General features: G+C 71.1%; 20 protein-coding genes and 1 pseudogene. 9 read left to right on the top strand and 12 right to left on the bottom strand.

Translation table 11 applies throughout. The annotated features are described in order from the left end of the window. Positions 1–72: 72 nt before the first annotated feature. Positions 73–696 (bottom strand): dihydrofolate reductase family protein, encoded by a 624-nt coding sequence (locus IE262_RS25790; RefSeq protein WP_189876954.1) that lies wholly within the window; start codon positions 694–696, stop codon positions 73–75. Positions 697–1,025: 329 nt separating this feature from the next. On the opposite strand from IE262_RS25790, the gene IE262_RS25785 reads away from it, so the two are divergent. Next, positions 1,026–1,736 carry an SDR family oxidoreductase gene (locus IE262_RS25785; RefSeq protein WP_373305135.1) on the top strand — a complete coding sequence of 237 codons (711 nt, stop codon included), beginning with the start codon at positions 1,026–1,028 and terminating at the stop codon, positions 1,734–1,736. 66 nt (positions 1,737–1,802) lie between these two features. On the opposite strand, the gene IE262_RS25780 is transcribed toward IE262_RS25785, so the two are convergent. Both IE262_RS25780 and IE262_RS25775 read right to left on the bottom strand, forming a co-directional pair. Further along, entirely contained in the window at positions 1,803–2,879 is a 1,077-nt protein-coding gene (locus tag IE262_RS25780) for an endonuclease/exonuclease/phosphatase family protein (protein ID WP_134028325.1), read from the bottom strand. Between the two features lie 23 nt (positions 2,880–2,902). Continuing rightward, positions 2,903–3,094: pseudogene (locus IE262_RS25775) on the bottom strand (M15 family metallopeptidase domain-containing protein); the annotation flags it as partial. A 177-nt stretch (positions 3,095–3,271) separates the two neighbouring features. On the opposite strand from IE262_RS25775, the gene IE262_RS25770 reads away from it, so the two are divergent. Then, positions 3,272–3,967: a response regulator transcription factor gene (locus tag IE262_RS25770; protein ID WP_134028326.1), complete on the top strand. Its 696-nt coding sequence runs from the start codon at positions 3,272–3,274 to the stop codon at positions 3,965–3,967. 10 nt (positions 3,968–3,977) lie between these two features. Continuing rightward, entirely contained in the window at positions 3,978–5,069 is a 1,092-nt protein-coding gene (locus IE262_RS25765) for a sensor histidine kinase (RefSeq protein ID WP_308432792.1), read from the top strand. Positions 5,070–5,081: 12 nt separating this feature from the next. Here IE262_RS25765 and alc read toward each other — a convergent pair whose 3' ends face one another. Continuing rightward, the gene (gene alc, locus IE262_RS25760) at positions 5,082–6,230 is read right to left on the bottom strand and encodes an allantoicase (protein ID WP_189876948.1); all 1,149 of its coding nucleotides are present in this window, start codon (positions 6,228–6,230) and stop codon (positions 5,082–5,084) included. Positions 6,231–6,279: 49 nt separating this feature from the next. Then, entirely contained in the window at positions 6,280–7,620 is a 1,341-nt protein-coding gene (gene allB / locus IE262_RS25755) for an allantoinase AllB (RefSeq protein ID WP_189877143.1), read from the bottom strand. Positions 7,621–7,922: 302 nt separating this feature from the next. On the opposite strand from allB, the gene IE262_RS25750 reads away from it, so the two are divergent. After that, the gene (locus IE262_RS25750) at positions 7,923–8,720 is read left to right on the top strand and encodes an IclR family transcriptional regulator (RefSeq protein ID WP_189876946.1); all 798 of its coding nucleotides are present in this window, start codon (positions 7,923–7,925) and stop codon (positions 8,718–8,720) included. A gap of 325 nt (positions 8,721–9,045) precedes the next feature. On the opposite strand, the gene IE262_RS25745 is transcribed toward IE262_RS25750, so the two are convergent. Beyond that, complete coding sequence (locus tag IE262_RS25745; protein ID WP_166681496.1) at positions 9,046–9,360, bottom strand: DUF5955 family protein; 315 nt, start codon at positions 9,358–9,360, stop codon at positions 9,046–9,048. A gap of 209 nt (positions 9,361–9,569) precedes the next feature. On the opposite strand from IE262_RS25745, the gene IE262_RS25740 reads away from it, so the two are divergent. Next, on the top strand, positions 9,570–10,169 hold the full coding sequence (locus IE262_RS25740) for a nucleotidyltransferase family protein (RefSeq protein ID WP_189876944.1): 600 nt from the start codon (positions 9,570–9,572) through the stop codon (positions 10,167–10,169). Between the two features lie 189 nt (positions 10,170–10,358). Further along, on the top strand, positions 10,359–11,993 hold the full coding sequence (gene aceB, locus IE262_RS25735; protein ID WP_189876941.1) for a malate synthase A: 1,635 nt from the start codon (positions 10,359–10,361) through the stop codon (positions 11,991–11,993). A 3-nt stretch (positions 11,994–11,996) separates the two neighbouring features. On the opposite strand, the gene IE262_RS25730 is transcribed toward aceB, so the two are convergent. The 6 genes from IE262_RS25730 to IE262_RS25705 form a co-directional block, all read right to left on the bottom strand. Further along, the gene (locus IE262_RS25730) at positions 11,997–12,278 is read right to left on the bottom strand and encodes an Rdx family protein (protein WP_189876938.1); all 282 of its coding nucleotides are present in this window, start codon (positions 12,276–12,278) and stop codon (positions 11,997–11,999) included. Further along, entirely contained in the window at positions 12,275–13,189 is a 915-nt protein-coding gene (locus IE262_RS25725; RefSeq protein ID WP_189876935.1) for a HipA family kinase, read from the bottom strand. The genes IE262_RS25730 and IE262_RS25725 overlap by 4 nt, the downstream gene beginning before the upstream one ends. Before the next feature lie 254 nt (positions 13,190–13,443). Next, positions 13,444–14,031: a hemerythrin domain-containing protein gene (locus IE262_RS25720; RefSeq protein WP_134028344.1), complete on the bottom strand. Its 588-nt coding sequence runs from the start codon at positions 14,029–14,031 to the stop codon at positions 13,444–13,446. An 84-nt stretch (positions 14,032–14,115) separates the two neighbouring features. After that, positions 14,116–14,958: an MBL fold metallo-hydrolase gene (locus tag IE262_RS25715; protein WP_189876933.1), complete on the bottom strand. Its 843-nt coding sequence runs from the start codon at positions 14,956–14,958 to the stop codon at positions 14,116–14,118. A gap of 72 nt (positions 14,959–15,030) precedes the next feature. Continuing rightward, positions 15,031–15,753, bottom strand: coding sequence for an OBAP family protein (locus IE262_RS25710; RefSeq protein ID WP_134028348.1), 723 nt, complete (start codon positions 15,751–15,753; stop codon positions 15,031–15,033). Between the two features lie 92 nt (positions 15,754–15,845). Further along, positions 15,846–17,324 carry an IucA/IucC family protein gene (locus IE262_RS25705; RefSeq protein WP_189876930.1) on the bottom strand — a complete coding sequence of 493 codons (1,479 nt, stop codon included), beginning with the start codon at positions 17,322–17,324 and terminating at the stop codon, positions 15,846–15,848. Between the two features lie 225 nt (positions 17,325–17,549). Here IE262_RS25705 and IE262_RS25700 point away from each other — a divergent pair, with 225 nt between their 5' ends. Genes IE262_RS25700 through IE262_RS25690 form a run of 3 tightly spaced genes read left to right on the top strand, consistent with a single transcriptional unit; the run spans position 17,550 to position 21,287 of the window. Next, positions 17,550–19,046: an IucA/IucC family protein gene (locus tag IE262_RS25700; RefSeq protein WP_189876927.1), complete on the top strand. Its 1,497-nt coding sequence runs from the start codon at positions 17,550–17,552 to the stop codon at positions 19,044–19,046. Between the two features lie 49 nt (positions 19,047–19,095). Continuing rightward, positions 19,096–20,376 carry a VWA domain-containing protein gene (locus IE262_RS25695; RefSeq protein ID WP_189876924.1) on the top strand — a complete coding sequence of 427 codons (1,281 nt, stop codon included), beginning with the start codon at positions 19,096–19,098 and terminating at the stop codon, positions 20,374–20,376. After that, the gene (locus IE262_RS25690) at positions 20,376–21,287 is read left to right on the top strand and encodes a hypothetical protein (protein WP_229877467.1); all 912 of its coding nucleotides are present in this window, start codon (positions 20,376–20,378) and stop codon (positions 21,285–21,287) included. Before IE262_RS25695 ends, IE262_RS25690 begins: the two co-directional genes overlap by 1 nt. The last annotated feature ends 99 nt before the right edge of the window (positions 21,288–21,386 follow it).

Here is a 21,386-nt window from a genome sequence, read left to right as displayed (position 1 = left end):
TGACAAGCTCCATGATTTTCCGGGCACCTCGCGTAAGTTTTCGGGGAGTTAACCGAAGCCGACCGACCGTCCCTAGTTCTCGGGCAGGTCGTACGAGCCGTACGTGGGCCGTCCTTCGAGTTCGTACGTCTGGATGGAGACTCCCCTCCCGGTGATGTGTCCCCCGACGTGCCGGAACGCGGTCGGGACCAGCCCCTGCGCGAACAGGCGCAAGCCGGAGCCGAGGACGACGGGGAAGGTCAGCAGGTGCACGGTGTCGATCAGGTCGAGGGCGAGGAGGGACTGGGCCAGGGCGCCGCTGCCATGGATCTGGACCTCGCCCTCGGTGCGGGTCTTGAGATCGGCGACCTCTGTCTCCAGGCCGCCCGCGAGGACGGTCGTGTTGTTCCATCCGGGCTGGGTGAGGGTGCTCGAAGGGACGTACTTGGGAAGCGAGTTGAGCTTGGAGGCGACCGGGTGGGCCGGGTCGGTGACCTTCGGCCAGTAGCCGGCGAAGATCTCGTACGTCCGCCGGCCGAGGAGGAACGCGCCCGCCCGGTCGAAGACCTCGTTGATGAAGCGTCCGAAGTCCTCGTCGCCGTACGGGACGGTCCAGCCGCCGTGCTCGAAGCCGTTTCGGCGGTCCTCGTCGCGGCGGCCGGGGGCCTGGTGGACGCCGTCGAGGGTGACGAAGCCGGTGAGGGTGAGCTTGCCCATGGTGAGGTGCCTTCCGTGAGGTGATCCACTGATGGGGATCCACTGATGGGGATCTGCTGATGGGGGATCTGCTGTCCAGCTGTCATTTGTGCAGACCCCACCGGCGTCGGTAACTCATCGGTCGGCACGGCGGAGGCCGTGGTGGAGCGAGGTCCTCGTCCGTTTGCCGCCAGCGGTGGGGGGCGGGGGGCGCTGGGATGGTGGGCATGACATCGATACGAATTTCGGACTCGGCTGAAGGCTCGGCTTCGGCTTCGGCTTCGGCTTCAACGGCGACCGCGGCTTCGGCTTCGGCTTCGGCGGGTGACTTGAACGGCAAGGTCGCCCTCGTGACCGGCGGAAGCCGTGGCATCGGCGCGGCCACGGCCGTGCGGCTCGCCCAGGAGGGTGCGGATGTGGCGATCACGTACGTACGGGCGAAGGAGGCCGCCGAGGACGTCGTACGGCGGATCGAGGCGCTGGGGCGGCGGGCGTTGGCCCTGTGCGCGGACGCCGGGGACGCGGCCGAGGCCGCCGGGGTGGTGGATCGTGCGGTCGAGGCCCTCGGACGCCTCGACGTACTGGTCAACAATGCGGGCGTTGGCTTGCTCGGGCCTCTGGAGTCCCTGTCCCTGGCGGATGTGGACCGGGTGTTGGCGGTGAACGTGCGAGGGGTGTTCGTCACCTCCCAGGTGGCTGCGCCGCGCATGGCGCGCGGGGGCCGGATCATCACGATCGGCTCGTGCATGACCCAGCGGGTGCCGGGGCCGGGTGGCACGCTCTACGCGACCAGCAAGTCCGCGTTGGCCGGTCTGACGAAGGCGCTCGCGCGGGAGCTGGGTGGGCGTGGGATCACCGCGAACCTCGTCCATCCAGGTCCCGTTGACACGGACATGAACCCCGCGGACGGGCCCTACGCCCCCGCTCAGGCGGGCGCCACGGCCGTCGGCCGGTACGGCTCGCCGGAGGAGGTGGCGTCGATGGTCGCGTATCTGGCCAGGAGGGAGGCGGCGTACGTCACGGGCGCGGAGCTGTCGGTGGACGGCGGGCACGCGGCGTAACGTCTGCTCAGCCGACCGGAGACGAACCCCCCTGCGGCGTTCCTCGGCGAAGGCTTTACGCGGGGTTCACCAGCTGATTCCGGCCGCCACCGGCAGGTGGTCGCTGCCGGTGGCCGGCAGCGACCACGCGCTCGTCGGCTCCACGCCGCGGACCAGGATCTGGTCGATCCGTGCCACCGGGAACTTCGTCGGCCAGCTGAAGCCGAAGCCGTCCCCGGCCTTGTCCTGGACCGAGTGCAGCTGCGAGGTGATGTCGTCGAACGCGCGGTCGTCCATGGTGCCGTTCAGGTCACCGAGCAGCACCACCCGCTCGTTCGGCTCGGTGGCGACAGCCTCGGCGAGCGCCTTCGCGCCGCGGTCCCGGCTGTCCGTCCAAAAGCCGTTGCGGGGAAACACACGTACCGACCCCAGGTGGGCCACGTACACCGCCAGCGGACCCTGGTCCGTGGCCACCGTGCTGCGCAGCGCCCGGCTGTAGGCCATCTTGATGTCGACCGGCTTGGTGTCCGCCAGCGGCCCGTAGTCCATCTTGATGTCGACCGGCTCGGTGTCCGACAGCGGCAACTTGCTCCACAGCCCGACCGTGCCCTGCACCGTGTGGTACGGGTACGCCCTCGCCAGACCCTTCTCGTACAGCGGCTTCGACTGCGGGGTGATCTCCTCCAGGGCCAGCACGTCCGCCCCGGAGGCGGCCAGGTCGCGGGCGGTGCCGGCCGGGTCGGGGTTGTCGGCGCCGACGTTGTGGCTGGCCACGGTGAGGTCGCCGCCCGAGTGGGACTTGTCGCCGAGCAGCCCGCCGAAGAGGTTGAGCCACACCGTCACCGGCAGCAGCAGCGCGGCCACCGCGGAGGCGGAGCGGCGCCACAGCGCCCCGGCCAGCAGCACCGGGATGAACAGGCCGAACCACGGCAGGAACGTCTCCACCAGGCTGCCGAGGCCCCCACGGTCCGTGATCTGCGCGTGCAGCAACATGAGCAGGCCCAGCAGCAGCGCCAGCGCCGCAAGAACCGGGCCGCGCTTCCAGGGCCCCGGCCGGGAGACGATGCGGATGGCCCGCCGGATGCCCGCGCGCCAGGTACGGGAGCCGGGATCCCGACGGCCCGCCTCGCGCTGTTCGGCTTCCGCCGTGTCCACCCGCGTCATCGTCTGTCCTCGTTCACTGCCGGTCACTGCTGCGTCCTCGGGTCCTGGGTGGGGTTGGCATACATACGCGGACAGCGACGATCGGTCGCTTCGGGGCGCAGTGCGTAGTGCCAGGGTTCGTTCTTGTGGATCGGGCACAGCCCGTACGCGGCACCGTGCTGGGACAGCCACGCTGTCGCGGGGGAACGCCCGATGTCGACCGCGTCCCCCGGCACGTTGGCCACAGCCGGAATCGAGTCATCGACCACCACGAGCCACCGAAACCGGCGACTCCTTGTTCGTGCTGATGGTGGGGTTCGGTTCATGCCGCCAGCCAAGGCGGCGCCGTGTTGCCGGCACGTATGCGGTTTTCGATACGCCGCCGATATGTACCGACTCGTAGCCTTGACGACATGCGTGTGTTGATCGTCGAGGACGAACCCTATCTGGCGGAAGCCATCCGCGACGGGCTGCGCCTGGAAGCGATCGCGGCCGACATCGCAGGTGACGGCGACACCGCTCTGGAACTTCTGAGCATCAACACCTACGACATCGCCGTGCTCGACCGGGACATCCCCGGACCGTCCGGTGACGAGATCGCCCAACGCATCGTCGCCTCCGGCAGCGGCATGCCGATCCTCATGCTCACCGCGGCCGACCGTCTCGACGACAAGGCCTCCGGGTTCGAGCTCGGCGCCGACGACTACCTCACGAAACCCTTCGCACTCCAGGAACTCGCGCTCAGGCTCAGAGCACTCGACCGCCGACGCGCACACAACAGGCCCCCCGTACGGGAGATCGCGGGTCTGCGCCTTGACCCGTTCCGCAGAGAGGTCTACCGGGACGGCCGCTACGTCGCACTGACCAGGAAGCAGTTCGCCGTGCTCGAAGTCCTCGTCGCCGCCGAAGGCGGTGTCGTCAGCGCCGAAGAACTCCTGGAACGCGCCTGGGACGAGAACGCCGACCCGTTCACCAACGCCGTGCGCATCACCGTCTCGGCGCTGCGCAAGCGGCTCGGCGAACCCTGGATCATCGCCACCGTGCCGGGCGTCGGCTACCGCATCGACACGCCACCACGGGCCGGACACGAGGGAGGAGACCGTGGATAGGGCACCTGGGTTGAGCGTTCGCGTCAAACTCACCCTCAGCTACGCCGGGTTCCTCATGCTTGCCGGTGCCTTGCTGCTCGCCGCCGTGTGGGTGTTCCTCCTGCGTTACGTCCCCACCCGTGCGATGCTCATCAACCCCGATGACAGGGTGAACGGCGTTTTTCCCGTCCGGTCCGCCCTGCTGCACGTTTTCGCTCCGAGGGCAGCCGCGGTGTTGGCGGTCCTGCTGGTGTTCGGCCTCGTGGGCGGATGGATCCTCGCCGGCCGCGTACTCGCCCCCCTGACCCGCATCACGGACGCCACCCGCACGGCCACGAACGGATCACTCTCCCACCGCATCCGGCTACCGGGCCGCAAGGACGAGTTCCGCGAACTCGCCGACGCCTTCGACACGATGCTGACACGGCTCGAAGCACACGTCGCCGAGCAGCGGAGATTCGCAGCGAACGCCTCCCACGAGTTGCGCACCCCGCTCGCGATCTCAAAGACACTCATCGACCTGGCCCGCGCCGACCCGCACCACGACACCGGCGAACTCCTCGACCGCCTCCACGCCGTCAACACCCGAGCGATCGACCTCACCGAGGCACTGCTCCTGCTCAGCCGCGCCGACCAGCGGTCCTTCACCCGCCAACCCGTCGACCTGTCCCTCCTGGCGGAAGAAGCCACCGAAACGCTCCTCCCCCTCGCGGAAAAGCACGGCGTCACCATCGAGACCAGCGGCGACATCACCCCCACGAGCGGATCGCAAGCGCTCCTGCTGCAACTGACCACGAACCTCGTGCACAACGCGATCGTCCACAACCTGCCGGAACAGGGCTCCGTGTGGGTCCATACCGGCGTCCGCCCCAAGACCGTGGTGCTCACTGTCGAGAACACCGGCGAGCAGGTCACCCCGGAGCGGGCCTCGACCCTCACCGAACCGTTCCAGCGCGGCACCGAACGCCTGCACACCGATCACGCCGGCGTCGGCCTCGGCCTGGCCATCGTCACGACCATCACCCGCGCACACGACGGAACACTCACCCTCACCCCGCGCCCCGCCGGCGGGATCCGCATCACCGTGGAACTACCCGCGGCAGCCTCGCACACCAACAGGTGAGCGGGGCTTGCGTCAGTCGCTCAGCTCCTGGTGCCGGGCCGCCAGCCGCGCTTCGCCCGCCTCGGTCAGGGAGCCGTGCAGCCGCAGTCGCGAGATGCCCCCGTCGGGGTAGATGTCGATGCGGGCGTGCGTGGCGACGGCCGCCGTGTCGAGGACGAAGCGGTGGTTCGTGTCGGGCTGGAGGCGGGTGCGCGGCAGGACTTCGGTCCAGTCCCCTTCCCCCTGCTCACCGTTCTCACCGTTCGCAGTCTTCTCGGCGTTGCGTACTGACACCGACGCCCACCCCGCCGCGTTCCCCTTCAGATACGCGGTGTCGATCTCGATCGCGCGGATCTCGGACTGGGCGGCCAGCCGGTAGCGGATCCAGTCGTGCCCCTGGTCCCGGCGGCGACGGGTCTCCCAGCACTCGTGCATCGCCCGCGGCCGGCCCGGCTGGATGGAGTTCGTGGCGGGCGAGTAGAAGAGGTTCGACGCGTCCTCCGCCCGGCCGCCGTTCTCCAGGGCCACGACGTCAAAGGTGCCGAGGGCCGCGAGCCACGCGGGGTCCGGGACGACCTCGCCGTGGACCCGCAGGCGTGCGATGCCCCCGTCGGGGTGCTGGTTCACCCGCAGGTGCGTGAAGCGGTGCTCGACGGACACCGCGAAGCCGTTGGCCGCGTGGCCGCCGACCGGGGTGCGGGGGACGAGCGTCGTCCACTTCACGTCATCGGCGAGGAGTTCCTCCGGGGACGGGGTGCCGGGGAACGACACGCCCTCGATCGACACGGCCTGCGGGTAGTTGCCGCGGAAGTGGGCCGTGTCGACCACGACGCCCCGGACGACGCCCGGCGCGCCGAGACGGACCAGCGCCCAGTCGTGGTCCTCGGCCGTCGGCCACGGGTGGTCCGCCGAGGCGCCACGGCGCCGACGCGTCTCCCAGCCGTCCATGATCTTGCCCTTGTGCCCGAAGTGCTCGGGATCGAACTCGGCGCGCTCGGGCAGGAGGAGGTTCTCGCGCTGGGCGAAGAACTCGTCGTTGGCGGCGATGACTCCGGCACCGAGCCGGCGGTCGGCGAGGTTGGCATGGTGGGTGAAGGGGAAGTCGGCGGTGCGGTAGTCCGCGTAGGGGTCGCCGCCTCCGTAGGGGTTCGCGTCGCCGGTGAAACTCGGTATCGCCGTCACGGTGATCAGTCTGCCTTTCGGAGTGGGGCGCCGCGGGTACGGGAGGGGGTCAGGAGGGCCGGGTGAGGAGTCGGCCCTTCGGATCGGTGAACTCGCCGTCCGCGACGACGCGCTCGCCGCGCAGCCACGTGGACCTGACCACGCCGTACAGGGTCCTGCCCGCGTACGCCGTGACGGGGTTGCGGTGCTGGAGGGCCGCGGGGTCGACGGTGAACGTCTCGTCGGGGGCGAGGACGGCGAAGTCGGCGTCCCGGCCCACCGCTATGGCGCCCTTGCGTCCGTCCAGGCCCACGAGCTGTGCCGTACGCGTGGACATCCAGCGGACCACGTCCTCCAGATCGTGGCCCCGCTTGCGCGCCTCGGTCCAGACCGCCGGCAGGCTGAGCTGGAGGCCGGAGATACCGCCCCATGCGGTGGCGAAGTCGTCGGTCTTGAGGTCGGCCGTGGACGGGGAGTGGTCGGTGACCACACAGTCGATCGTGCCGTCGGCCAGCGCCTGCCAGAGCAGGTCCTGGTTGGCGGCCTCACGGATGGGCGGGCAGCACTTGAACTCGCCGGCGCCGTCCGGGACTTCCTCCGCCGTCAGCGTCAGGTAGTGCGGGCAGGTCTCCACGGTGATGCGCACGCCGTCCCGTCTGGCCTCGGCGATCAGTGGCAGCGCGTCGCTCGACGACAGATGGAGCACGTGCACACGGGCGCCATGCCGCCTCGCCTGCTCGATCAGGGTCATGATGGCCGCGTCCTCGGCGCCGCGCGGGCGCGAGGCGAGGAAGTCGGCGTACCTCGGGCCGCCCTGCTGCGGGGCGGAGGCCAGGTGGCGCGGGTCCTCGGCGTGGACGATCAGCAGTCCGCCGAACCCGGCGATCTCCGCCATCGACCGGTCCAGTTGCTCCCTGTCGAGCTCGGGGAACTCGTCCACGCCCGACGGCGACAGGAACGCCTTGAAGCCGAAGACGCCCGCGTCGTGCAGCGGCCGCAGGTCCTTGACGTTGTCGGGAAGCGCGCCGCCCCAGAAGCCGACGTCGATGTGTGCCTTGGCCGCGGCGACCTCACGCTTGGTGCGGAGGTGGTCGACGGTCGTGGTCGGCGGGAGGGAGTTGAGGGGCATGTCGACGAGGGTGGTGATGCCGCCGGCCGCCGCCGCGCGCGTCGCGGTCCAGAACCCCTCCCACTCGGTGCGGCCGGGGTCGTTGACGTGCACGTGGGTGTCGACGAGCCCGGGCAGCAGGACGTCGTCGCCGAAGTCCTCCAGCCGGGCTCCCGCCGGCACGCCTGAGTCGTACGGCAGCACGGCCGTGATCCTGCCGTCGGCGACCGCGACCGAGGCGGCGCGGGTTCCTTCGGGAGTGATCACACGGGTCGAACGCAGCACCAGTTCGACGTCGTTCACGTCGTTCACGTCGTTCACGTCGTTCACGTCGTTCCCTCTGCCGTCGGACACCCGGACCCCTCTCTCACGTCTCTCACGCCGGCACCCACACCAGGGCCTTCAACGATCTGTTGAGGGAGTTTTCACTCCCCCATCCCCACGGTCAAGGGCGCCTTTGCCCACTGTGCACGCTTTCCCGGCGCTCTGTACGTTTCCACAAAATGGAATTAACATTCCAGCAGGCAGAACGCGGCTTTCCAAGAGGTCGGAATGCGACTCACGGGTAGGCTGTCGCCCTGCCTGCCAGCCGAAAGGAACGCGCCGTGCCGTCGTCGAGCGCCAGCACCACCGACAAGCCGTCCGCCGCGCCCGGCGGCGTCCAGTCCCTTGAGCGCGCCTTCGACCTGCTGGAGCGGATGGCCGACGCGGGCGGCGAGGTGGGGCTCAGCGAACTCTCCGTGAGCAGCGGACTGCCCCTGCCCACGATCCACCGGCTGATGCGCACACTCGTGGCCTGCGGTTACGTCCGCCAGCAGCCCAACCGGCGGTACGCGCTCGGCCCCCGGCTGATCCGCCTCGGCGAGTCGGCGTCCCGGCTGCTGGGCACCTGGGCCCGTCCCTACCTCGCCCGGCTGGTCGAGGAGACCGGTGAGACGGCGAACATGGCGCTGCTGGACGGCGACGAGATCGTGTACGTGGCGCAGGTGCCGTCCAAGCACTCGATGCGTATGTTCACCGAGGTGGGGCGCCGGGTGCTGCCGCACTCCACGGGCGTGGGCAAGGCACTGCTCGCGGGCTTCCCGGACGAGGAGGTGCGCGCCCTGCTCGCCCGTACGGGCATGCCCGCCGCCACCGAGAAGACGATCACCACGGCTGATGGTTTCCTGGCCGCGCTGGAGGAGGTACGGCGCCTCGGGTACGCGGTCGACGACAACGAGCAGGAGATCGGCGTCCGCTGCCTGGCCGTGTCCGTGCCCGACTCGCCGACCGCCGCGGCGATCTCGATCTCGGGTCCGGCGGGCCGGGTGACGGACCCGGCGACGGAGCGGATCGTGCCGGTGCTGCAGCAGGTGGCCGTGGAGTTGTCGGAGGCGCTGGCCAGCTCCGGCACGGGCACCTGAGACCGGGGTTCGCGCCCCCGCCGCCGCTACTCGTCCCATCCCCAGGGGCGCTGCCCCTTCGACCCCACCAAGGGGGCTGCGCCCCCTGACCCCCGGGCTCCGGAGCCGCGCCCCGGCCCCAGCTTTCGGGGCTCCGCCCCGGACCCCGGCTTCGGGGGCCGCCCCCCGGACCCCCGCTCCTCAAACGCCGGAGGGGCTGAACGTCAGCCTGTCCGGCGTTTGAGGACGAGGCCGTTCAGGCCGATGAGCGGGGGTCTGGGGGCGGCAGCCCCCAGGAAGGGATGGGACGGGTAGGGGCGGCGGGGGCGAGGAAAACCCGGCCCGATCACCTCCGCGGCGGCTCCCCGTACAGTTCCACCGCGCTCCGTACGTCCGCCAGCCCCTTCGCCAGCGCACTGACCGAGCCGATGGACCCGGCGATCAGAAGCAGGGAACGGCGCAGGCGGGGCACCTCGGGGATGCCGCCGACCGCCATCGCGGCGAGGGCCGCGAGCTCGTCCTCGGCCACAGCCCGGTCGGTGAACTCGGCGGGGTGCGCGGCGAGTTCACGGCGCAGCCGGGACACGGCGGACTTCAACTCCACCGCCCTCGGGTCCTCGTCGCTGCCGGTCACCGGTCTCTGCCCCAAGCTCCGCAACACAGCCTCCCCCTCTCACGCCGCCCAGCGCGCATGCGTCTCCGTACGGCCCAACGCTCCCCTGACGCTGGCCGGCCATCCAGAGATGCGGGCCAGTAAACGCCACCAAATGCCGCGGGCGCCACCATGCGGAGCTAAATTCAGCCCCCGGACACAGGACCGACCACAGGGGTCCCTGGGCACACGCGCGCCGCGTCCGGTATGCAGGGGGCATGACGGACGCCAATGACCAGGTCGCCGGACTACTGCTGGCCGCGGGCGGCGGGCGCCGCCTCGGGGGTCGCCCCAAGGCACTCCTGTCCCACCGGGGACGTCTTCTCGTCGAACACGCGGTCGGGGTCCTGCGCGCGGGAGGCTGTTCCCGGATCCATGTGGTGCTCGGCGCCGAGGCGGACGCGGTGCGCGAGCGGGCCGCGCTGCCCGGCTGCACGCTCGTGGACAACCCGGAGTGGGCGCGAGGCATGGGCTCCTCGCTGCGGGCCGGGCTGGAGTCGCTGGCCGGTACGGGAGTCCGGGCCGCACTGGTGTCACTGGTGGACCAGCCGGGCATCGGACCGGAGGCGGTGGCGCGTGTACTCGCCGCGTACGGGTCGGAGGAATCGCTCGCCGCGGCCGCTTACGACGGGGCGAGGGGGCACCCCGTTCTCTTCGGCTCCGCTCACTGGGACGGCATCGCCGCGACGGCGACCGGGGACCGAGGGGCACGCGCCTATCTCAAGGCCCATGAGGACGAGGTGACGCTCGTCGAGTGCGGGGACGTGGCACAGCCGTACGACATCGACACGGACAGCGACCTGGTCCACCTTGAGTGAGCGGGTGGCACGGGTCGCCCCACGGCCTCGCCCCGGAGATCCTCGACGTCGCCACATCATTGAGCTTCCACCATGAGGAAACTAGTATCCATTGACCGTGCCTGATCAGCCCTGATGAGGCAGTGGTCAGACACCCGGTGCCGGTGCCGCGGTGTACTCACGTCAGCTCGCTGAAGGAAGTGACAGGTCATGTCCGCACCAGCGCCCTCCCCGCTGGCCATCGTCGACGCAGATCCCCTGCCCCGGCAGGAGGAGGTCCTCACCGACGCGGCCCTCGCCTTCGTGGCCGAGCTGCACCGGCTGTTCACGCCCCGGCGTGACGAGCTCCTCGCGCGTCGCGCGGAGCGCCGAGCCGAGATCGCCCGCACCTCCACGCTCGACTTCCTCCCGGAGACCGCCGTGATCCGCGCGGACGACTCCTGGAAGGTGGCTCCCTCACCGGACGCCCTGAACGACCGCCGTGTCGAGATCACCGGTCCCACCGACCGCAAGATGACCATCAACGCCCTCAACTCGGGCGCCAGGATCTGGCTCGCGGACTTCGAGGACGCCTCCGCCCCGACGTGGGAGAACGTGGTCCTGGGCCAGGTGAACATGGCCGACGCGTACACCCGGAACATCGACTTCACGGACGAGCGCACCGGCAAGTCGTACGCCCTGCGACCGAACGAGGAGCTGGCGACGGTCGTCATGCGGCCGCGCGGCTGGCACCTCGACGAGCGGCACCTCGTCGACGCCGACGGCACCCCGGTCCCCGGCGCGCTCGTCGACTTCGGCCTGTACTTCTTCCACAACGCCCAGCGCCTGCTGGACCTCGGCAAGGGCCCGTACTTCTACCTCCCCAAGACGGAGTCGCACCTGGAGGCCCGCCTCTGGAACGACGTCTTCGTCTTCGCGCAGGACTATGCCGGCATCCCGCAGGGCACGGTCCGCGCCACCGTCCTCATCGAGACGATCACGGCCGCGTACGAGATGGAGGAGATCCTCTACGAACTCCGCGACCACGCCTCGGGGTTGAACGCGGGCCGCTGGGACTACCTCTTCTCCATCGTCAAGAACTTCCGTGACGGCGGAGCGAAGTTCGTGCTCCCGGACCGTAACGCGGTGACGATGACGGCCCCGTTCATGCGGGCGTACACCGAACTCCTCGTCCGCACCTGCCACAAGCGCGGCGCCCACGCCATCGGTGGCATGGCGGCCTTCATCCCGTCCCGCCGGGACCCCGAGGTCAACAAGGTCGCCTTCGAGAAGGTCCGCGCCGACAAGGACCGCGAGGCGAACGACGGGTTCGACGGCTCCTGGGTCGCCCACCCCGACCTGGTCCCGATCGCGATGGAGTCCTTCGACAAGGTCCTCGGCGACCGGCCGAACCAGAAGGACCGCCTCCGCGAGGACGTCCATGTCGAGGCCGCCGATCTGATCGCGATCGACTCCCTGGACGCCAGGCCGACGTACGACGGCCTCGTCAACGCCGTGCAGGTGGGCATGCGGTACATCGAGGCCTGGCTGCGCGGCCTCGGTGCGGTGGCCATCTTCAACCTCATGGAGGACGCGGCCACCGCCGAGATCTCCCGCTCCCAGATCTGGCAGTGGATCAACGCGGGCGTCGAGTTCGAGCACGCCGGGGAGTCCCTGAAGGCCACCCCGGAGCTGGCCCGCAAGGTCGCCGCCGAGGAACTGGAGAACATCAGGGCCGAACTCGGCGAGGATGCCTTCGCCGCCGGAAACTGGCAGCAGGCCCACGACCTGCTGCTCCAGGTCGCCCTCGACGCTGACTACGTGGACTTCCTGACCCTGCCGGCGTACGAGCAGCTCAAGGGCTGACCCTCACGCAGGCCTGTCCGAGTGGCCCAGGGACTTCCCCGGGGCCACTCGGTCGCGTACGGCCTTCTTCACCGCCGTGGGCTCCGGGAATCCCTGCTCGCGGCGGTCCCAGACCACCTCGTCGCCCACGCGGACGACGAACACGCCGCCCTTGCCGGGCTTCAGGGACAGCTCGGTCAGTTCGGCCTCGAACGTCGTGAGCAGTTCCTGTGCCAGCCAGGCAGCGCGGGGCAGCCAGCGGCACTGGGTGCAGTACTCGATCTCCACGCGCCGCACATCCGTCATCCGAGGTGCACCGACCAATCCTGTCCGGCCGCGGGCTTGCCGTGCAGGTCGGGGACCTGTTTGAGCCAGTCCGGGCGTCCTTGCCGGGTCTTCGCCACGCGCAGGACGTTCTCGGCGGCCAGTTCCTCGCGGCTGGGGAAGCCGATGGGCAGCCAGGTCGCGGACGCCTTCACGCGGGCGGAGAGATACGCGACGTAGGCCTCGCGTGCCTCGCCGGGCGTCGCGAAGCCGGGGTGCTCGGTCAGCCAGGCGTCGGGGACCTCGGCCACGACCTCGCGCAGCAGTTCCTCGGTGACGCGAGGCGCGAGTTCGGCGTCGGCGGCCCGTGTGTCGGGCCCGTAGTGGCCGAGCGCATGGTGGCGGAAGTCGTACGCCTTGTCGGGCGCCGAGGTGTCCCAGCGGTGATGGAAGACGAGGGCGGCGCCGTGGTCGATCAGCCACAGGCGCGGGGGCACGGTGCCGAGGGTCGGCCAGATCATCAGGTTCGAGCTGTGCACCGTACGGTCGACGTTCACGGTCAGCGCGTCCAGCCAGACGATCCGGCCCGCCTCCACGGGGTCCACGGAGAAGGTCTTCGCGATCTCCGGGGTGAAGTCCTTCGCGCCCGGGAGGTAGTCCATGCCCAGGTTGACTCCCGCGCTCACCCCGTGGAGTTCCCGCACCTCCTGATGGGGCTCGTGCGCGGCGATCTCCGGGTCGAAGTGCACGAGGACCAGTTCGGGGAAACGCAGGCCGAGGGCCCGTGCCAGCTCGCCGACGATCACCTCGGCGACCAGCGCCTTGCGGCCCTGCGCGGAGCCCGTGAACTTCACGACGTACGTGCCCAGGTCGTCGGCCTCGACGACTCCGGGGACGGAGCCACCGGAGCGCAAGGGTGCGACGTAGCGGCTTGCGGTGACTTCCCTCAGCATGGCCCCGGGCCCCACCGGTCAGCCCTGGGGAGAATCCGGGGAGTTACGGCCGGCATGCTCATCGCCCTGCCTCCCGAGCAGTCCGTCAACGGCAGTGCGCCTCTTGCGTCCAGCCTCTGGCATGAAGTGACGATGATAGCCGGGCGCGCCAGCCGGCGCGGAGCGCCCGAGCCGTCGCGGTCGACTGCGGGAATTCCTGGCCCGGGAGCCGCCCCAGCCGTGCCGGGGGCGAAGGGCGGCGGTGGCGGCCGTCGTCAGCGTGCCGACCCGGCAGACCGGATGGCGTCGCGCGTACGGTCGACCAGAGAGGCGAACGGGCCCACACTCCACTGGGCCATCGGCTTACCCGCCGCCGAAGGATGGGGGTGGGTGGGAGCGATCTTCTCGGCCGTGCGGAGCAGGGTGCCCATCCGCTTGAGCTGGTCCTCGCTGCGTCCGGAGTGCACCGCCGGGAACTCTTCCCTCTCCTCGTGCTCGGCGTGGTCGATGACCGACCTCTCGAACTCCGCGAAGCGGGCATCGAAGCCGGAATCGTCGACGCCCATCTTCTCCAGTTGCGCGAGCACCTTGTTCGCTTCCTGCTCCTCGTGATTGCGCGCATCGGCCTCCTGCGGCCCCGCGGTGTCCTTCGCGACCGGCCGTACGATCATTTCCTCGGCCGTCTCGTGTACCGCGAGCAGCGCTCTCAGCTCGTCGAAGGCCTGTTGCTTGTGGTCGCCCTCAGCGCTCTTCACATCGGCGAAGAGGTCCCGGATCCTGGCGTGCTGCTCCAGCAGGATCCCCACCACGTCGCCTTCCGGCAGTCGCGCCGCCTGCCTGCGTTCCTCGTTCGCTTCGCTCATTGCTTCACCCTCCTCGGATCCTTGTTCCGACCCCGGGTACCCGGAGCGTCCGGAAACCGAACCCGCGAATTCGGACATTGCGGCCTATACCACGTGGACCTCCGCTTCGGCGGTCACCCGCGCCAGGTGACCGGGCTCGCACCGTACGACGTCGCGGACCCAGCCACGCCGCTCGGCCTCGGCGAGGAAGTCGGTCAGCGGGGAGCGGAACACCGAGTAGTCGTCGTAGTGCACGGGCATCACCGCGCGTGGGCGCAGCCGGTCGACCAGTTCGGCCCCCTGCGCGCCGTCCATGGTCACCACCCAGCCGCCCGGGAGCGTCGTACCGCCCAGATGCAGGACGGCCAGCCCGATGTCCGGACAGCGGCGGGCGATCTCGTCGATGCCGTCGAACAGCAGGGTGTCACCGGAGAGGTACAGCCTCAGCCGCACGGGCCCGTTCGCCGGGCCGAACTCCAGCAGGCTTCCCATGACGGGGGGCAGCAGGCGACGCAGCGGGCCGAGCGCGTGCTGTCCCGGCAGGGCGGTGACCGTGACCCGGCTGCCGTCACGCTCCAGGGTGTGGCTGTGCCAGGTCGGCAGGCCGGTCGCCCGCTTGTATCCGTCGCGCAGGCGCAGCCACCGGGCGGCGTGCGGGGTGGTGAGGACGGGCAGCGACCGGTCCAGGCCCCGCCGCGCGACGCGGTCCCAGTGGTCGCCGTGCAGATGCGACAGCACCACCGCGTCGAGGTCGCGGGGGACGTCCCGGATGGTGAGCGCCGGTTCGGTCAGGCGGCGGGCGAGCAGGCCGTAGCCGAGGTGGGCGTACTGGCCCCGGTGCAGGAAGTTGGGATCGGTGAGCAGTGTCAGCCGACCGTAGTGGATGAGCGTGGTGGCGTTGCCGACGAACCGGATCCCCACCGTGTCGTCGGGCGGGAGGACGGTCATGACGCACCTCCGATGGTCGGTGCCCTGCACAGGCCCGCGTACGCCCCGTTGTCGGCGCGAGCGGTCGGCTAGTCAGCGCGAGCGGTCGGCGTCGGTGACGCCGGGGACCGGTGTGGCAGCCGGGAAGTCGGTGGCCATGGCGTCGACGCCGTGCTGTGGGTGGGTGAGGGCGAGGAAGTCCTGCCGGTGGGCGGCCTTGGACCGGGTGTCGATGGCCATGGCCTCGTCGCGGCGGCGGGCCAGCGCCGGGTCGCACTCCCCTTCCCGGTTGAAGGACCACATCAGCTTCGGGTCGCCGTAGGGCAGTTCCATGCCCGGTTCGCCTTCCTGGCGCCCGGTGTGCCAGGTGTGCCAGGTCTTCCCGTAGGAGTTGATCAGCAGTTTCATCAGCGCCTTCTCCGCCGTGTCGGGGAGGCCGGGCGCGACCAGTTGCCCGGAGAGGATCTCGAAGTTGTGCGGGTGCCAGTAATCCTTCTCGGCCTGCGGGAACTCCTCGAACAGGGCTTCCGAGACGATGTACTCGACGCCGATGAGGTTGGCGTCGGCGGTGTTGCCGTCGAACAGCGCGCACTGGAGCATGTCCTCGCCGACGATCCGGCAGTAGTGGTGGGCCTCCATCTGCTCGTCCGGACGTCCCTTGGCGCAGTGGAAGCCGACGACGTACACATCGAAGTTCTTCAGAGGGGTGGCGGTCTGCAGGAGCCGGGCCCCGGCGTCCAGAGTCCTCCGCCACAGGCCGGCCGGGCGGACGGGTGGGGTCACCGGCGGATGCCGTCTGGCGGTCTTCAGGTTCATCTCCGCTCCTTGGAGGTCCTTGGAGGTTCCTTCCGTCCAGGAGTGTCGCTGTTGCCCGAACCGCCGAGGCCAAACCTCCGGCACGCGCCCACTTACGCGCCGCGAAGGGGGTTGGCCACGGGCCGGTAGCGCGCGTCCGCGCCGTCCGCGGAGGTCCAGCGCAGCAGGAGGTTCGTCTTGCCGGGGAGGGTGGGCGCGTCGAGCAGGGCGGTGATCTCGGGGATGCGCCGGTGGCGCGCCAGCTCCCGGCGTGCGGCGGGCCACAGACGGACGCCCGGGTGGCGTTCGGCGACGGCGTCCGCGATCTCCCTCAGGTTGTTGACGATCAGGCAGTACACCAGGCGTTCCCAGCCCGCCACGCGGCCCACGTCCGGTACGAGTTTCACGCCCTCCGCGTCGCGGAACAGGGCCTGCACGGGTGTGCCGTCGGGGCCGACGGCGACCACGGTGTTCTGGAGGTGGGCTTCGAGGACGACTCCGTGGTCGTGGAACGTGCCCAGCGCCGGGGGCACGACCGCACGCAGGTAGGCCTCCCACCACGCGGCCGGGTCGGCGGTCCGGTCGAGCGGGCTGCCGTCGAAGCCCTCGGCGAGGGCGGCGGCGAGGAGGGGCGTCGCCCCGGGGGCGAGGTGGGCGCGCAGGCCGTCGCGGACGAGGACGGCGAGTTCCTCGAAGGCGAAGTCGGCGGTCCGGTAGCCGCGGTCGCTCAGCCAGGCGCCCGGCTGCTCCGCGAACGCCGTGGCGACCGCCGTGTCCGTACGGCGCAGCTTGAGCAGGTCGTGCCGCCACAGCCGGCGCACGTCGTTGGTGATCCGCACGTCCAGGCTGAACTTGAGGAAGAGGTCGTCCTCCGGCGCGTACACGGTGCGGATGGCCGCCGTGGGCCGGACCGGGGCGGGTGTGCGGCCGAGCCGGACGAGTCGGCCGTCCGCGAGAGCGGGGGCCAGCTCCGCTGCGACGAGGTCCAGTTGCCAGGGGTGGGCGGGCAGCAGACGGTAACCGGGCGGGGCCGCCCCCAGGGCGTCCAGGGCCGTGGTGTCGCCCTCCTCCACGACCGTGTCCTCGCGTACGCCCAGCAGCGTCAGCGGGAAGGCGGCGTACGCCTCGGGAGCGTACGGCAGCCAGGCCGCGATCGGGCCGCCGCCGCGTGCCTTGGGGGCCGGGTGGTGGGGGTGCCCGATGACGAGGGACTGTTCGGAGCGGAGGTAGGGGTCGGTGGGTGCCGTGGCGTGGGCGCGGGCGGTGAGGAGGGCGGCCACCGCGTCGCGGCTGTCGAGCATCTCGGCGGGCAGTTCGGAATTGGACAGTCCGGTGAGCAGACGGAGTTCCTCGGCGGTGAGTTTGACGAGCTCGGGGTGGGTGAGCCGGTGCCAGGACCCGGCCGTGCGCACCTCGGGTTCCGTGGGGCGGCGTGTGCCGCGTACCCGCAGGAGGCGGCCGCTGGCCCGGAGCCGGTACACACCGGCATCGACGCGCTCGGCCGCCTCCCGCAGCAGGCAGTTCAGCAGCGGCGCGGCGGCACAGGCATCGGCGACGGCGCCGGGGTCGTCACGGGGGTCGTTGCCGTCCACGGGGGTCCATTCGCTCCATACGACGCACTCCTGATCAGTATGTCCGCCCTCATCTTGGGTGGCGAAGCCGTGCGGGCAGGCGGGCCTACAGCGTCCCGCCCCAGTCTCCGTACGGCGTCCCGGCACAGAGCCCCCCCCGTACCCTGGGCCTGTGTCGGAAGCCTGTGTCGCAAGCGGCGCCTGCCGGACGACGCCGCTTTCACCACAGGCCCGAGGAGCCCGCTCGTGCACCGTCGTCCGACGTCCGATGCCGAGGCCGCGCTCGGTGCCGAGCTGTGCGCCGTACGCCCCGACCTGACGCGGCCGTACGCGGCGGCGCTCCCCGGTGCCCGGGCGGCCGTGCTGTCCCGGCTGTGGCGGGGGCTCGCCCATGAGCCACTGCCCTGGGTCACGCGCCGTGAGACGGGCCGACACGGTCTCACGCTCCACCTCGCCGACGGCCGCCGGCTGCACGGCCCGCCCGCGGACCCGTACGCGACGGCCGCGTATGCCGCCGAGGTGCGGCTCGACGGCATACCGTACGACCGTCCGGCGCGGCTCATGACCGCGCTGGCCGTCCCGCACGGCGCCGGCTTCGCGGCCGAACTCGATCACAGCACGGCGTCCCTGGCGCTGTCCCGCGCGAACCAGACCCCCGCCGGGGCCCCGGTGATGAGCCGGGAGTGGGAGCAGGGGGTGGTCGACGGTCACCCCTTCCATCCCAACTGCCGTTCCCGGCCCGGTTTCTCGGCGGCGGAGCAGCTCGCGTACGGGCCGGAGCACCGGCCGCTCGTCCGGCTGGGGCTGGCCCCGGTGGACGCCTGTCTGGTGGTCGGCGCCTGGCCGAGGCGGTTCCGTGACGGTGGGCGCGTGCTGATCCCGGTCCATCCCTGGCAGGCCGCCCATGTGCTCACGTCCCGCCCGGAGGAAGGGATCACCGCTCATCCGCTGATGTCGCTGCGCACCCTCGCCCTTTCCGACGACGGCCCGCACGTCAAGACGGCGCTGAGCGCCCGGCTGACCTCCGCGGTGCGGGACATCTCGGTCTACTCGATCGAGACGTCGGCGACGGTCTCGGCCTTCATGGAGCGCATCGCCGTCCGCACGGACGGCCTGCTGCACATCACCCGCACCCTGGGCGCGGTCACCACGGGTTCCCCGGATCTGGCCGCGGTGGTGCGTGAGTCGCCGGACGCGTACGCGGACGTGGACGGCGGCGAGCGCGTCGTCCCGGTGGCCGCGCTCGCGGCGACCGGTCTGCCCCGGTCACCCTCGTGGCTGGCCGGCTTCGCCCGCCTCACGCTGACGGTCTGCCTCCGCTTGCTCGACCTGGGCGTGGCCCTGGAGGCGCACGGCCAGAACCTGCTCGTGGTCCTGTCCCCCACGGGTGCCCCCGTGCGCCTCGTCTACCGCGACCTGGCCGACATCCGGGTGAGCCCGGCCCGGCTGGCCCGGCACGGTGTCCCGGCCCCGGAACTGAGCGGCCGGATCGTCACGGACGACGAGACGACGTTGCGCCGTAAGCTGTTCGGCTCCCTGGTCGCGGGAACGCTGGGGGCGACGGCCGGTTCGACGCCGGCGCTCCGCGAAGCGCTCTCGGCCGTCGTACGGGACCTGCCGCGCACGCCCGACCTCGGGACGCTGCTGGACGGGCCGGTGCCCGCGAAGGCGCTGACGCTGATGAGGCTGTCGCCCGAGCGGCCGGGGGACAGCTGGGCCGAGCTGCCGAGCCTCCTGAACTGAGCGATCACTCGTTTTGTGGCCCGCCGCCTCTGATCAATAAGATCCGCCGATGATCACAAGTAAACGGTTGGCGGCGGGTGTCTGTGCCCTGCTCGCCGCCCTGGCGGCCGGGATCGCCGTCCCGACCACGGCCCTGGCCGACGAGACGACGGCCCAGGACCCGCCCAAGGTCGACCTCGTGCTCGACGTCAGCGGCTCGATGCGGGCACGGGACATCGACGGCGACTCGCGGATGGCCGCGGCGAAGCAGGCGTTCAACGAAGTGCTCGACGCGACCCCGGAGGACGTTCAGCTCGGCATCCGCACCCTGGGCGCCGACTACCCCGGTGACGACCGGAAGACGGGCTGCAAGGACACCGCGCAGCTCTACCCGGTCGGCCCGCTCGACCGCACCGAGGCCAAGACGGCGGTCGCGACGCTCACCCCGACCGGCTGGACCCCGATCGGTCCCGCGCTGCTCAAGGCGGCCGACGACCTGGAGGGCGGCAACGGTTCCAAGCGCATCGTGCTGATCAGCGACGGCGAGGACACCTGCGCCCCGCTCGACCCGTGCGAGGTGGCCCGCGAGATAGCGGCGCGGGGCATCGGTCTCACCATCGACACGCTCGGACTGGTGCCGAACGCGAAGCTGCGCGTCCAGCTCAGCTGCATCGCCGAGGCGACCGGCGGCACGTACACCTCGGTGGAGCACGCGGACGAACTCACCGACCGCGTCAACCAGTTGGTGGACCGCGCCGCCGAACCGGTGGTGGTGCCGAAGGGCGTGGAGGGCGCCGGCGCGTGTGCCGGGGCACCGGCCCTTCAGTCCGGTCTCTACACCGACCGTGAGGAGTTCGGGCAGCAGCGCTGGTACCGCGTGGACGTCCTGCCGGGCCAGGAGCTGCGCGCCTCGGTGAGCGTCGCGGCGGACCGCCGGGTCGACCCGTCGTACGGTCTGCTGCTGCGCGCGGTGACCGTGCACGGGCGGGAGATCGTGCGCGGCGAGGCCGCGGGCAACGGCCGCACCGATGTGATCTCGACGGGCCTTCGCTATCCGAAGGCCGAACTCGACGACGACGTGGAGGACGACGTCAAGCCCGCGGCCGAGACCGTGTGCCTCCAGGTCACCAACTCCTTCTCCCCGGCCGCCGGTGTGAAGACGACCCCCGGGCTGCCCCTCGAAATGACGATCGACGTCGTGGACGGGCCCGGCGGGTCGAGCGACGTGGCCTCGTTCGGTCTCGGGCGCGGCTGGTGGCTGCTGGGTGTGCTGGTACTGGCCGGTTTCCTGGCGGGGGTGCTCTGGGGCTGGCTGTCGCGCTGGCGGGTCGCGGTCTGGAGGACCAACTGATGCGGACGATACGGATGAGGCGGACCACACGCGGGGTACGGGCCACACGCGTGGTGCGGGCGGCGGCCGGAGCGGTGACGGCCGGGGTGTTCCTGCTGCTCGGCGGCACCGTGTCCCCCGCCGTCGCCGACTCCTCGCCTTCCGCGAGCCCGTCGGACGACGGTTCGGGCGACGGTTCGCAGGAGGGTGACGCGCCGACCGAGGCGGGCACGTCCTTCCGTACGGCGACGGAGATCGAACAGGGGCAGAAGGCGACGGCGAGCGCCTCCACGGGCGACTACCTGTACTGGTCGTTCCCCGCGGACGCGGGCGGGCGGCCCACCGTGAAGGCGACGGTGAAGCTGCCGGACTCCGCGCGGTCCTCGGCCACCTGGCAGATCGACGTGTACGACGGGCTGCGGCGCCGTCAGGCCTGCCAGTACGGAGCGCAGACGCGTCTCGCCGGGGCGGACGCCGGAGCGGTGAACCTGTCCTGCACCCTGCGCACGGTGCGTGCCTGGTCGGAGCAGTGGGCGAACGACCCGCTGCCGGGGACGTACTACGTGCGGCTGACCGCCACGGACCTGGGAACGGCCGACCTGGGTGTGCCGGTGAACGCGGAGATCCGGGTCGACTCGAAGGACGTCGGCGGTTCGGCGGCGGTGGACGGCTCGCTGGCGGAGCCGCTGGTGCCCGGTATCGCCATGACCACGGAGGAGCCGTCCGGGGACGAGGGGGCCGAGGGGTCGGACGAGTCGCCGACGGCCGTGCTGTCCTCACTCGAACCCGACGACGGCTGGGCCTCCGGATGGTGGTCCGACCGCTGGGTGTGGACCGCGGTGGGCGGCATCCTCGCAGCCCTCGCCGGGGTCGGCGGGTACGCGTTGACACGGGGATCGGGACGGCCTTCCCAGGTGCCGCCGGGCGCCTGACCTTCACCGTCGGGCGCCTGGCCTTCGGAGCCTGGCGCCCAGCCTTCGCCGTCCGGCGCCTGACCTTCGCCGTCCGGCTGAGGACCGCCCCCTTCGGTG

This window comes from Streptomyces bluensis (genome assembly GCF_014650715.1).
Taxonomy (GTDB): Bacteria; Actinomycetota; Actinomycetes; order Streptomycetales; family Streptomycetaceae; genus Streptomyces; species Streptomyces bluensis.
Note: the sequence above shows the minus strand (reverse complement) of the source record. Positions and strands in the feature narration are given on the sequence as shown.

Coding starts and splice junctions, on each gene's coding strand:
- IE262_RS25790 (WP_189876954.1), bottom strand. CDS start 696: ATGGGCAAGCTCACCCTCACCGGCTTCGTCACCCTCGACGGCGTCCAC.
- IE262_RS25780 (WP_134028325.1), bottom strand. CDS start 2,879: ATGACGCGGGTGGACACGGCGGAAGCCGAACAGCGCGAGGCGGGCCGT.
- IE262_RS25770 (WP_134028326.1), top strand. CDS start 3,272: ATGCGTGTGTTGATCGTCGAGGACGAACCCTATCTGGCGGAAGCCATC.
- IE262_RS25740 (WP_189876944.1), top strand. CDS start 9,570: ATGACGGACGCCAATGACCAGGTCGCCGGACTACTGCTGGCCGCGGGC.
- aceB (WP_189876941.1), top strand. CDS start 10,359: ATGTCCGCACCAGCGCCCTCCCCGCTGGCCATCGTCGACGCAGATCCC.
- IE262_RS25730 (WP_189876938.1), bottom strand. CDS start 12,278: ATGACGGATGTGCGGCGCGTGGAGATCGAGTACTGCACCCAGTGCCGC.
- IE262_RS25725 (WP_189876935.1), bottom strand. CDS start 13,189: ATGCTGAGGGAAGTCACCGCAAGCCGCTACGTCGCACCCTTGCGCTCC.
- IE262_RS25720 (WP_134028344.1), bottom strand. CDS start 14,031: ATGAGCGAAGCGAACGAGGAACGCAGGCAGGCGGCGCGACTGCCGGAA.
- IE262_RS25715 (WP_189876933.1), bottom strand. CDS start 14,958: ATGACCGTCCTCCCGCCCGACGACACGGTGGGGATCCGGTTCGTCGGC.
- IE262_RS25710 (WP_134028348.1), bottom strand. CDS start 15,753: ATGAACCTGAAGACCGCCAGACGGCATCCGCCGGTGACCCCACCCGTC.
- IE262_RS25695 (WP_189876924.1), top strand. CDS start 19,096: ATGATCACAAGTAAACGGTTGGCGGCGGGTGTCTGTGCCCTGCTCGCC.
- IE262_RS25690 (WP_229877467.1), top strand. CDS start 20,376: ATGCGGACGATACGGATGAGGCGGACCACACGCGGGGTACGGGCCACA.